The organism is Streptomyces sp. SCA2-17 (assembly GCF_044336695.1).
Genome location: NZ_CP117521.1, coordinates 4,715,766 through 4,727,851, shown reverse-complemented (window position 1 = coordinate 4,727,851; position 12,086 = coordinate 4,715,766). Strand labels below are relative to the sequence as shown.

The window sequence follows — 12,086 nt, the reverse complement described above, 5'->3', positions numbered from 1 at the left end:
CTCGAGCAGGTTCTCTGCGTGGCTCAGACCCGTGCACGTCGCCGCTGTCCCCAGCCACTCCTCGCGCCCGGCGACCCGCCCGGCAGCTGGGTCCTCATCTCCTTGTACCCCCGCGACGACGGTGACCAGCTGTCGCTCACCGATGACCTGAGCATGGCCGTCTACGACCTAACCCACCTGCCCTACTTCGAACAGTTTCGCTGGCGTGCTCAACGCTGCGTCACACACGCCAGCGCACCGGCTGCCGCCGACCTCGCCGTGACCGCCTGGGAACCCTTCAACGCCCGCATTCACCACTGCCACATCCAGCAGCAACTTCCGGACGCCCGCCGTCACAGGCCCGAAGCGGTCGGCCAGTGACGCGTACTGCTGCCTCACGTGTGCTGATCTGCGGCAGCCGTCGATGGCCCTGGCCTGACACGGTCACCATGCTCCTCGACCGTGCTGCCGCCCGGTACGGCGATGACCTCGTCATCATCGAAGGTGCCGGTACTGGCGCCGCGCGCGCCGCCCACCGATGGTGTCTCGACCAGGACCTCGCCGACTGGCGTCACCGCTGCCACCCCCTCATCCGCGCGGGGCGCCGCACCCGTCGGTACTGGAGTGAGGCCGAACGCAACCAGCGGATGCTCCAGGATGAAGGTCCTCGCCTGGTCATCGCCTTCCACGACCACTTCGCACCTGGTGACGGCAGCACTGCACAACTCTGCCGACGAGCGCTGACCGCCGGCATTCCCGTCTGGCTGGTGCCCACAGCCGACCCCGACCGCGGCATGTGGCTCTCCCCGGACCACGTCGCCCATCAGCACAACAGCTCCACCCGTCGCCAACAGACCACAACACTTTCAGGTCCCGCCCACACGGCCTCGGAGAGCGAGCCTGGCCCCGCTTCGCCATCGCCCCCGCCATAACGCTTCGCTGCGAAGTGCTCCCTCGCCAGTTCTCGACCGCGCCCTCGACGTGCCCCCGACCGACAAGCTCAGCTCGCACTACACCAGTGCGAAAAAGGAGACCCTGTGCAGGCACCACCAGCTCCTTCACCGTCCCGCGACCACCTTGAGGGAGTCGTCGACCACCTCGTGCTGGTCACCTACGACCAGCACACGGTCCTGCGCCTGACACCAGCCCATGAAGGACACGGTGAGCAGACGATCACCGCGGTCGGCAAAGCCCTCTTCGGGACACAGCCAGGGGAGAGCCTGCGCCTGACCGGCACCTGGACCCAGCACCCCCGCTACGGCAGGCAGTTCAAGGCCCAGCTATGCGAGCGCACCTGGCCTGCCACGGTGCGCGCCATCCGCCTCTACCTCGCTTCCGGAATGATCCACGGGATCGGCGAGCTCTTGGCCGCCGCAATCGTCAAAATCTTCGGCGAACAAACCCTGCACGTCATCGACACTGACCCCCAGCGCCTACGAGAAGTCCACGGCATTGGCCCCACCCGCCTCGAGCGCATCACCGAGGCATGGAAGACCCAAAAAGCCATCGCCGACATCATGGTCTTCCTCCAGGGCCTGAGCATCTCGGCCCACCTCGCCGTGAAGATCTACCAGACCTACAAGGACACCGACCAAGATCCCCTGCAGACAGTCCGCGACGCCCCCTACCAGCTCTGCCGCGACATCCACGGCGTCGGCTTCGACACCGCCGACCGCATCGCCCTCGCCGTAGGCATCCCCAAACACAGCGACCAGCGCCTGCAAGCCGCCCTGCTGCACACCCTCACCGAAGCCCGTACCAGAGGCGACTGTCACCTGCCCGAGCGTGCTCTCCTCGCCCGCACCCGTCACCTCCTGACCGACGACGATCCCGCGACCGCCGAAATTCTCGACGACACCGTCCTGCGCCAAGCCCTCGACGCGCTACGGGCCAGTGGAGACGTCGTCCTCGAAGAACTCCCCGTCCCTCTCACCGAAGATCAAGATGCTTTCCACGCCATCACCGCTGTCAGCCTCAGCTGGATGTACCGCGCCGAAGCTGGCCTCGCCGAAGACATCCTCCGCCTCAACAGCGCTCCCTCCCGCCTGACCGACCACAACGATTGGCCCAGCCACCTAGCCCGAACCGCCTCCGCCGGCCTGACCGAACAACAGCAGCAAGCTGTGCTCACCGCCCTGACCCGCCCGCTCTCCGTCCTGACCGGCGGCCCCGGCTGCGGCAAGACCCACACCCTGCGCACTCTCGTTGCCGTCGCCGACGCAGCAGGAGTCAAGATCGCGTTGGCCGCGCCCACAGGGAAGGCAGCAAACCGCCTGGAAGAGACCACCGGGCACACCGCCATGACCGTGCACCGCCTACTCAAACCTGTGCTCGGCGAGTCCCTCTTCGATCACGAGACACCGCTTGCCGGCGCCGACCTGGTGGTCATCGATGAAGCCTCCATGCTCGACGTCCAGCTCGCCGCAAAACTCACCGCCACCATCCCCAGCGGATGTCACCTGCTCCTCGTCGGCGACACCGACCAGCTCCCCAGCGTCGGCCCCGGCCGCGTTCTGCGCGACCTCCTGGCCGTACCAGCGATTCCCCGTACCCGACTCACTCAGGTCTTCCGCCAGGAGGACGGGAGCACAGCCATCGTCGACAACGCCCACCGCATCTTGCGCGGCCTACCACCCGAAGCCACGGCCGGCGTATTCGGATGCCGGCCCATGGAAGACCCCGAGGCGATCGCCGAGTATGTAGTGAACCTTGTGGCCAGCGAGATCCCACGTCATTTCGACACGACCTCCCAGGACATCCAGGTCCTCTGTCCCGCCCGACGACACGCCGCTGGTGCTCTCGACCTCAACATCCGCCTGCAAGCTCGTCTCAACCCAGCCGAAGCCGGCAAGCCCGAGCACCATTTCGACGGCCAGGTCTTCCGCCTTGGCGATCGTGTCCTGCAGATCCGCAACCAGCCCCACCGCGGAGCTAACGGGGTCTTCAACGGCGCCACCGGCGTCATCACCGCCGTCGACACCGAAAACCAGCACCTCACCGTCACCCATCACGAGGACGAACCTGTCCTCTACCCCTTTACCGATCTTGACGAACTCATGCACGCCTACGCCCTGACCGTCCACCGCTCCCAGGGCAGCGAGTACTCCTACGTCGTCATCCCTATGACCACGTCAGCGGGCCAGCAACTCCTCCAGCGCAACCTGCTCTACACCGCCGTCACCCGCGCCCGCCTAGGCGTCATGCTCATCGGCCAGCCCACCGCCGTGACACGGGCACTCGCTAATACGCAAATCCGCCGACGCCACACCGCACTCGAACACCGCATCAACCGTCAGGCCACCATTACGGTGCCCCATCGGAGGGCCAGCGGCTCCGCCGGGCAACTTGCATGGGAATGAGCCACCCCCGGATGTGCACAGGCCGACCACCTCACAACGGGTCCCGCCGAGCCTGGCCGTCTATCACCAGAACGCCGCCAGATATCTATGCCCCGACGAGTCCGAGCAGACTCTGCGTGGACTGCCCCGGCTGCCGACGCTGCCGCAGGAGTTGAGTTCGATCAGGACAGCCCAGGGCCGAGCATGACTGCCAGGCCCCGCGCGCCGGCGGCCAGTGGCAGTGCGGCCGCAGAAGCAGCGTTGCCCGTGGCCATGGCCACGGGCAACCGTTCCTACACCTCCGCGACGGAGCACTGGATCAGGAGCAACCTCTCCATCCAGCGGGCTGCGGCAATAATGGTCAGGCTCGCGTCACGTTCGAGGCGGTGCTAATAAGGTCGTCTTGCAACTCACTCCTCAGGTGCAGATGAGCGAACTCGTCAGCGAGCATGCCCACCATGACGAGATCACGGTGCCGACCGGCGAGAAAAACATGGTCACGGAGGCGGCCCTCCTCAACGAATCCGAGTCGCTGATGCAGGGCCAGCGACGCCTCGTTGTGCTCAAAAATCCTTGCCTCGCACTTGTGATAGCGGCGCTCGGCGAACATGAAGCGCAGTAGCAGCACTACGGCTTCTGCTGCGTAACCCTTGCGCCGGTGATCAGCGCTGATGGTAACGCCGTATGCGAACGAACCCGCACGTGGATCAGCGTGGTACGAGCCGATACCACCGACTATCTCCCCAGTTTCGATGGCTTCGATTGCCAACTGAAAGGAGTTGTCATTGGGATTGGCAGACGCCTGCTCCTTCGCCCAAGCGCGATAGCTCTCGGCTGAACGGGGCAGCTGCAGCAGATCCCCTGCCCCCTCTTCATCCACAGTGAACTGCATGAATGCAGACCAGTCGTCGGGTTCGATACCGCGTAAGCGTACCTGCTCACCTGTCCAGAATGACGTCATTAAACGATCTGATCATGACGCAAGTCGAGCCGTCCAGGGTTTACGCCAAGGCGCTGGCCGAAAGTGCACCTTTCGACTACAGAACCCGCAACGATCCAGCCCTTCCGTAACCTTCCTGCAATAGTCCAGGGCGGTTCAGCGTGGGGTCACTCTCCACGGAACGTGATCAAGGGAAGATGTGAGAGCCCCCCTCCGGGAACACTCCAGATACGGGCATAACCTCAACACTTGCAGAATCGCCCAATATCGAAAGTTGGACATAAGGCTCAACTCTGCACGTTTGTATCATTTATAAATATTGCTTACAGAAAACCCTGAGCAGCCTACACGGAGCGTGATTGGCTGGTTCATTGCATGCCTACACCATGCATCACTCCTGACCCGGTAGTTTCATGGGTAACGGATCCGCCGACGCCTCGTTTTAGGTTGGCGTTTCCGTTGCAACCAGTAGTTACTAAGACGTGGAGCGTATTGTGAGCATGAACGAGTTCGACCTCGACATCCGCAACCTCAACGACGAGGTGGAGGACGCCGCGCAGACCGGCATCCGGAGCATCACCTGCCTCACCGTCGCGTGCACCCTGGTGGGCGACGAGTCCTAACTCGTCAGCAAAGATTAGTCATTTAACGTAAGGGCCGTTGCCGAAAAGGCAACGGCCCTTCGCTTATAGCCCGAGGGAAAGCGTCATGAAGCCCAAGAACTCTACCGGCGACATAAGCGTCGAAATTCCCAATTTCACCGTTGGCGAGCGGGTCATGATACGGACACCCCTCCTGTCGCTCGACGACTATGTGCTCTTCTCGAAAGGATCACTAGAAGATAACATCGCCCGCTACACCGCTTCCCCTCATCTGCAGGAAGCGATCTGGATTGCCAGCCCAGAGACCGCTGGCGAGATCGATCGCTACAGAGCGAATCCTGAAGGGCGCACAGATAAGAAGATACGTCGTTTGTCAAAATCCTTTACCAAATATCTTATCAGGGCCGCTTCTCGTCCCACGCCCTTCGGGCTCTTCGCCGGCGTTGCCACACTGAGCTGGGGCTCAAGCAACCAGATAGATTTATCCCAGGGGCTTCGCTGGACCCGGGCTGCAAAATTGGATCACGATCTTCTTTTCGCCCACATTGAACGCCTCGAGAAGCGCGTCTTCAGCTTTCCCAAAGTGATTGTCCGATGGAATGGCAGTGCGCACTGGCAAGAAAGCCGGTTGGTCTTGTCTGCTGACCCGGTAGGCGGCGCCAGCAATGGTCAAGAAATATCTGTCGCATCGACTTCTGCACTCGCAAAAGTGCACCAATATGCCATTGAAGACATCACGCTTGGGGAACTTCACCAAAACCTTTCCACCGACTTTCCACAAGCCGGTGCGAAGAAGTTGTGGTCGTACCTCCAGTCGCTGGTTGATAACGGCGTTCTCCTCACCGCACTACGTCCTCCGCGCAGCTGTCTAGATCCCATCGGATATCTGAAGAACGTCATGCAGGCTACCGGCATGCCAACGGATAAGGGCCTCGAAAACGATGCTCACCGTATCGCAACATATTCCAGTATGCCGGCCGGAGAAGCCATAACTTTTCTCAAGCCTGAGGCTGGCTCAACCGGAAAAGAGAGCCCATGGCTGCACGTCGACGCTCTTTCTAACGCCTCAGGAACAATTCCTGCGGAGTACGCGGCAGAGGCGAATCGGACCTTGGAATTTCTTTTCAGGATGAGTCCAGTGCGCCCGTACTCACAGGCTCTTAAGTCCTACGCTGACGAGTTCCGTGAGCGTTACGGAGAAACTGAAGTTCCTCTGCTGGAACTTATGGATCCGTACATTGGGCTGGGAGCCCCCGCCGGTTACACAACGCCACCCTCTGCACGTCAACTCCCTCCGCAGACCAGCGACGTTCGGGATCGGGCAAAGAGAGCGCTCATGCTGAAATGGCTGGCGCAGAGCCGGAATACCGATGATGGAACGGTTTCCATTCATCTAGATGACCTCCGAAGAGTTCCGCTCCCTGAAGGGGCCCCGCCCCCCAGCGCCGACATCTTTTTCCTCATCGATGAGGGCATGGAAAGCGGCTCGAACCTGGTCTTGTCGCCTTCACAGGCCGGAACTCCCTCGGGCAGGGCCGCCGGTCGCTTTGCTTACCTGGGAAATGAGTTCATACACGAATACCAAGAAGCGGCTACAGTTGAGGAGCGATTGAACCCTGATATCTGTTTCGCTACCCTTTCATATTTCACGTCGGGGCGCGGGAATAACGTCGCCGCATCCCCGAACATACATACATACGAGATCACTCATTTTGCCACGCCCAGCGTAGGCCAGGGAAAGCATATACCGCTGAACGACCTCTTGGTGGGGCTCTCCAGCAGCGGATTCTACTTGCGCTCGCGCCTCCTAAATAAACGCGTTATAGCGCGCGTGTCCAACATGCTTACCCCGCAGTATGCACCCAATTCGATCAGGTTCGCGCTTGACGTATCTCAGGAAGGCGTATGGAAGCCCGGTTGGACGTGGGGTGATTATTCCTCCCTGCCCTTCCTGCCCCGACTGACCCTAGGGAAAGTGGTCGTGTCGCCGGCGAGCTGGCAGGTCCCTCATCGCCTTGAGGATGGGAAACCGGATCCTCGTGCAGATATTTCACGCTGGCGACGCGATGTTGGAGTGCCCCGATATGTTGCTGCGGGCCAATATGATCAGCGGCTCCTGCTCGATCTCCACAGCGACCAGCATGTTGCCGTTCTGCGTGATCTCATGCAGAAGGGAACTAGCCGCGTAGATGAAGGACTCCCTAACCCTCAGTTTGGCGGTGTCATCAGCAATGAAGGTAAGCGCAAGGTGGTTGAAGCGGTAATATCAGTCACATCGCCGCAGCCGGCGAAGATAAGTCCCGCCCCATCTATCAGTCGCCCGATTAGTGACACGTCAGTCGGCAAGAGGGTACTGCAGCCCGGTGGTGACGCGGTGGCATTTGCTATTTACGGCCGCCCTCAATTCCAGGACGATATCCTCCAAAGCCTCACCTCTGTCCTGCTGGACCCGGATCTGGTGTGGTTCTTTGTGCGCTATGCCGACCCACTTCCTCATCTGCGACTTCGTATCTTGTCCCCGGATTCAAAGAAATTGTGGTCGCAGGCCGAACGAGTGGCAGAGGCACTGAAGGGGACTGTGAGTTCTGGGTTGGCGAGCCATTTCGAGATCCGGCCATATGAACGTGAGGTCGATCGGTACGGTGGGCCCGCAGGAATATTTGCCTGCGAGCGCATCTTCCATCATGACAGCGTTCATGTACTGCGATACATGTCCGTTGCCGATCACCCGAAGGGAAGCCTCACTCCTTTTCGTGCCGCAGCACTGAGCTCGGATGCGCTTCTGTCAGCACTCGGGTTGGAGCGCTCTCAGAGAAAGGACATCTTCGCTAGCATGCGGCGAGGCTATCGCAACGAGATGCAAGGCGATGAGAGTGTTTCTCAAGCAGCCTTGAGGAAAGATCTCGCTCAGCATGCGCATGTAATGCGCGACTACTTGAACGGGCTTACAGAACCCCAGACTGCGTCCCTGCTGCAATCTTGGGGCGCTTCCATATCAGCTCAAGAACTCATTCGTTGCGAAGGATCCGGGGAACTGACGAGAAGTCTGAACAGTATTGCGGCGAGCATTGTTCATATGCATGTGAACCGGATGGGATTCGACCGGCGTGACGAGTTTCGTATAGTCCACCACCTTCACCAAGTTCACCAAGATCTGCTTCATGCCGGAGAGATGAATGATTGACGACGCGCTGTCGCGGGATGCTTTGCGTGCCGGTATCGCTATCCTCCATCACCTGCGAAAAGTAGAGGTATTCACGTCGATATCCTCGCATGACTATGCGCAACAGCAGACGAGTCTGGCCTATGGATATCCGGGGGCGGCACTAGCGTTCGCAAACCTGGCATCGCTAGACCCCAACGCAGGATGGGAAAAGTCTGCCCACGCTTATCTGTCGGAGAGCGTCAGCGGCGGCGTCTCGACCAACAGCTGGTCAAATATTTTCGACGGAGTGATTGCCCAAGCATACTGTATCGAAATGGTGGCGCGGTCACATGGGGGCTACCGAAAGGCACGTTCTTCGCTGAACGCTACTGCTCTAGGGCAGGTAGAGGCGATGAGTCGCGAAGCTGAGGGACTTCAGGGATTCATCCCATCAGGAATCTTTGATATCACTTCCGGGCTAAGCGGGCTGGCGCCGTACCTCAAGCTCGTCAGTGGCGAGTCTTCGGGGGCGGTCCACGTCGCACGCACGCTCACCTCGCTAATCGCGAATTGGGTAGAGGAAGACCGTATCTGGAATCCTCAACCACCAGGCAGCGTGGAAAACTTCTCGCGGTCGCCGAATACCTACGAGCCTGTCTCATGCGATCTCGGGATGGCGCACGGTCTCGGAGGAATCCTGGCATTCCTTGCCGTTATGCACCGAGCCAACCTGGCTGGCGATAATGCACGCGTGGCCGCAGTCATAGCTGCGGACAGAATCCTCAACTCGCGTATCGTGACACAGTGGGGAGAAGACATCCCTGCCCATCTTGCCCACACCGTTCCCGCAGTCCAGGAAGCAACCCGTACGGCATGGTGCTATGGGAACCCTGGTATCGCGCACGCTTTGCGCCTAGCGGCTGACGCTTTCGGGATGCCAAGGTGGGCCGATGCTGCAGATTCCCTGATGGCTTCCAGTGCCCGCAGGACACCAGAAGCCCAAGGCATCCAGAACGATATGAGCATCTGCCACGGCGCGGCCGGCCTGCTCCATCAGTTCCACTCCTATGAGCGCAGATACACGTCGAGAGTAGTCCCTGCGGATTCCTCTCGATCACCAGCAATGCAGATACTGGCGGCGCTAGGCTCGTGCGAGACCATAAACGATTTTGTCTCGCTCAGCTCAGGCCCGGGTGTCTGGGAAGGTGCGATGGGTGTGGGTATCGCCCTGATTGGTTGCACTCACTCCAGCATGTCGTTCTTGGACGAACTCCTCTTGATTGCTTGACTCTGAGGCCGACGGCACTCGCCGGGGTTACCCGGCACCTCCACCCAGGCCAGGAAGAGACCGACCCGCCGTAAGCCGGCATCAACGCTGTACCGTTTGAAGGCCAGGATCACTGGACACGCCCGTGGTGTCGGCAAGACCGTCTGAAGCGTGCTGCGGTCACTCTTCCCGTGCCCGCTGGACGGCTCTGCCGGACCAGACGTCACGTCAGGTTGTGACGAGGGTGGCCGTTCACATTTGATCACGTTCGAAAATCACGGTCAGCTGGGCTTCCTACCAAGCCTGCCGTTGTCCGTGGCGAGGAAGGGAGCAATCATGGGCATGCCGGGTAATGGGGGGCGCCACCGGAGCAGAGGAGACGGGGAGGGAGACTTCTTACCGGCTTCCCCGCACTCTTCAGGGGCGAACTACTGGGGGCCCACTGACGGCTTTTCAAGCCGAACATCGCCTGAGGCTTCAACTGCTCTACCATCACAGCAGAACGGTGACTACATGTCGGGTTTAGAGAACAGGCCTGTGCGCCAGCCCTGGGAGTCCGAGCGAGCCCTCGACCCTGACACGATGCAACTCGCCGCGGTGAAAAGCCAACCAGATGCACAGTCAGCAAGCGGATCCGCCCCTCACGCAAACAGCGCACTCACGAACAACCAGGCCCACCCACCCTCCCCGGCGCAAGGCAAGGGAGGCCGCGCCTCCAGTCTATTGAAGTCCAGCGCCGTGATGGCTGCCGGCACACTGGTGTCCCGACTCACCGGCTTCATTCGAAGTCTCGTCATCACCGCAGCCTTGGGTGCCGCAGTACTGGGTGACACATACACCGTTGCCTACACTCTCCCGGTGATGATGTACATCCTCACCGTCGGTGGCGGGCTCAATTCTGTTTTCGTTCCACAGCTTGTGCGCGCCATGAAGGAGGACGAGGACGGAGGCGAGGCATACGCTAACCGCCTGCTCACGCTCGTAATGGTGACGCTCGGCGTGATCGTCACCCTCGCGGTGTTCGCCGCCCCGTGGCTTGTCCAGCTGATGTCGAACACCATCACCCGCGATGAAGCAGCGAACAGCGTCGCTGTCACCTTTGCCCGCTACTGCCTGCCCACCATCTTCTTCATGGGACTGCACGTCGTGCTGGGCCAGATCCTCAACGCCCGTGGCAAATTCGGGGCAATGATGTGGACACCCGTCCTCAACAACATTGTTGTCATTGCCACGTTCGGTTCGTTCATCTGGGTCTACGGCACCTCCAGTCAGTCCCGCATGGGCGTCGAAACCATTCCGCCGGAGGGAATCCGCCTACTCGGGGTTGGGACGCTGCTGGGCCTCGTAGTACAGGCTTTGTCTATGATCCCGTACGTTCGGGAAACCGGATTCCGGTTCCGTCCCCGCTTCGACTGGAAGGGGCAGGGGCTTGGCCAAACCGTCACACTGGCCAAGTGGACCGTGTTGTTCGTCCTTGCCAACCAAGCAGGGGCGACGGTCGTCACTCAACTCGCCACCGCCGCTGGAAAGACATCCGGTAAAGAAGGCGCTGGATTCACCGCGTATAGCAATGCCCAGCTGATCTGGGGAATGCCGCAGGCCATCATCACCGTCTCGCTTATGGCTGCGGTACTGCCCCGCATCGCCCGTGCCGCCCAGGATAACGACCCACAAGCTGTCCGCGATGACATCTCCCAGGGGCTTCGCACGTCAGCGGTCGCTATCGTCCCGGTAGCTTTTGCATTTCTCGCGCTCGGCCTGCCTATGTCAACCCTGCTCTTCTCCGGCGCAAACCTCGAAGCCGCCCGCGGCATGGGCTTCATCCTCATGGCATTCGGTCTCGGGCTCATCCCCTACTCCGTACAGTACGTCGTACTGCGCGGCTTCTACGCCTACGAAGACACCCGGACGCCTTTCTACAACACGGTCATCGTCGCTGGCGTCAACGGCGTTGCGTCTGCACTCTGCTACCTCGTACTCCCGGCCGCCTGGGCAGTTATCGGCATGGCGGCTTCGTACGGGCTCGCCTACGCCGTAGGTGTCGGCGTCGCATGGGGTCGGCTGCGCAACCGTCTCGGTGGTGACCTGGACGGGCCGCGCGTCATCCGGACGTATATCCGGCTGTGTATCGCCGCCATGCCGGCAGCGATCGCCGGCGGTGCTACTGCTTTCGCTATCACACACGGCCTGGGCGATGGCGCCCTCGGCTCGCTCACGGCGCTGATCGCGGGCGGTTCCGTACTGCTTGGTATCTTCACCGTCACGGCAAAGCGACTTCGTGTTGAGGAGCTCAATGCCTTGGTCGGCATGGTCAGAGGTCGGCTCGGCTAGCGTTCCACTCGATAAGGCTGGGCTCACGGCTAACCCGTCGGCAGGATGGCTCGGTGCGAGTTCAGGTTCATAGACCGTGGCCGATAGAGGAAGCACCCGTCTGGCGCGTGTCCACTGGCAACTCCGACATGCGCGGCTACGCTCATTAACAAGGCGATGCCCTCCTGGCAAGACAGCCGAGACCAAGTCATCCAGTCATGGTCAGCGGGCGGCCCCAGCTCGCCGCCGTTGGGCGCGGCGCCGGGCTTCTTCGAGAGAACAACGGCGCATGTCCCTGGCTGGCCCTGGTGGCCAGGGCCAGCAGCCGTTGGCTCACCTCAGGGTCGCCGTCCCCGTCGGGCGGCGATCCGGGTGGGCATCGGGGTCTGAGGAACATCCGTGTCAGATCGTGCGCTAAGCCGTCTCCGGGCTGATTGGGCCTTTGACCTGGGGTGATTGAGCGTCGGAGCCTTCGTGGGTCGTTGTTGTCGATCTTCGGAGAGCT

The 12,086-nt window shown here is 61.1% G+C and carries 7 protein-coding genes and 1 pseudogene; 7 read left to right on the top strand and 1 reads right to left on the bottom strand.

Annotated features, from left to right (window positions below):
* Positions 1-18 precede the first annotated feature (18 nt).
* The 3 genes from PS271_RS21545 (at position 19) to recD2 (ending at position 3,338) form a co-directional block, all read left to right on the top strand.
* A complete protein-coding gene (locus PS271_RS21545) occupies positions 19-360 on the top strand; it encodes a hypothetical protein (protein WP_398387139.1) in 342 nt (113 codons plus the stop codon).
* A 68-nt stretch (positions 361-428) separates the two neighbouring features.
* Positions 429-911, top strand: coding sequence for a hypothetical protein (locus PS271_RS21540; protein ID WP_398383844.1), 483 nt, complete (start codon positions 429-431; stop codon positions 909-911).
* 105 nt (positions 912-1,016) lie between these two features.
* On the top strand, positions 1,017-3,338 hold the full coding sequence (gene recD2, locus PS271_RS21535) for an SF1B family DNA helicase RecD2 (protein ID WP_398383842.1): 2,322 nt from the start codon (positions 1,017-1,019) through the stop codon (positions 3,336-3,338).
* Positions 3,339-3,678: 340 nt separating this feature from the next.
* Here recD2 and PS271_RS21530 read toward each other — a convergent pair whose 3' ends face one another.
* Entirely contained in the window at positions 3,679-4,278 is a 600-nt protein-coding gene (locus tag PS271_RS21530) for a GNAT family N-acetyltransferase (protein ID WP_398383840.1), read from the bottom strand.
* Between the two features lie 479 nt (positions 4,279-4,757).
* On the opposite strand from PS271_RS21530, the gene PS271_RS21525 reads away from it, so the two are divergent.
* The 4 genes and pseudogenes from PS271_RS21525 to murJ form a co-directional block, all read left to right on the top strand.
* Complete coding sequence (locus tag PS271_RS21525; RefSeq protein WP_398383838.1) at positions 4,758-4,880, top strand: hypothetical protein; 123 nt, start codon at positions 4,758-4,760, stop codon at positions 4,878-4,880.
* An 85-nt stretch (positions 4,881-4,965) separates the two neighbouring features.
* Positions 4,966-8,043, top strand: coding sequence for a lantibiotic dehydratase (locus tag PS271_RS21520; RefSeq protein WP_398383836.1), 3,078 nt, complete (start codon positions 4,966-4,968; stop codon positions 8,041-8,043).
* On the top strand, positions 8,036-9,292 hold the full coding sequence (locus PS271_RS21515; RefSeq protein ID WP_398383835.1) for a lanthionine synthetase LanC family protein: 1,257 nt from the start codon (positions 8,036-8,038) through the stop codon (positions 9,290-9,292). Before PS271_RS21520 ends, PS271_RS21515 begins: the two co-directional genes overlap by 8 nt.
* A gap of 657 nt (positions 9,293-9,949) precedes the next feature.
* A pseudogene (gene murJ, locus PS271_RS21510) lies at positions 9,950-11,602 on the top strand (murein biosynthesis integral membrane protein MurJ); the annotation flags it as partial.
* Between the last annotated feature and the right edge of the window lie 484 nt (positions 11,603-12,086).

Excerpts from the sequence above, each read along its gene's own strand:
- PS271_RS21530 (WP_398383840.1), bottom strand. The coding sequence starts at position 4,278 with ATGACGTCATTCTGGACAGGTGAGCAGGTACGCTTACGCGGTATCGAA.
- PS271_RS21525 (WP_398383838.1), top strand. The coding sequence starts at position 4,758 with ATGAACGAGTTCGACCTCGACATCCGCAACCTCAACGACGAGGTGGAG.
- PS271_RS21515 (WP_398383835.1), top strand. The coding sequence starts at position 8,036 with ATGATTGACGACGCGCTGTCGCGGGATGCTTTGCGTGCCGGTATCGCT.
- PS271_RS21540 (WP_398383844.1), top strand. The coding sequence starts at position 429 with ATGCTCCTCGACCGTGCTGCCGCCCGGTACGGCGATGACCTCGTCATC.
- PS271_RS21520 (WP_398383836.1), top strand. The coding sequence starts at position 4,966 with ATGAAGCCCAAGAACTCTACCGGCGACATAAGCGTCGAAATTCCCAAT.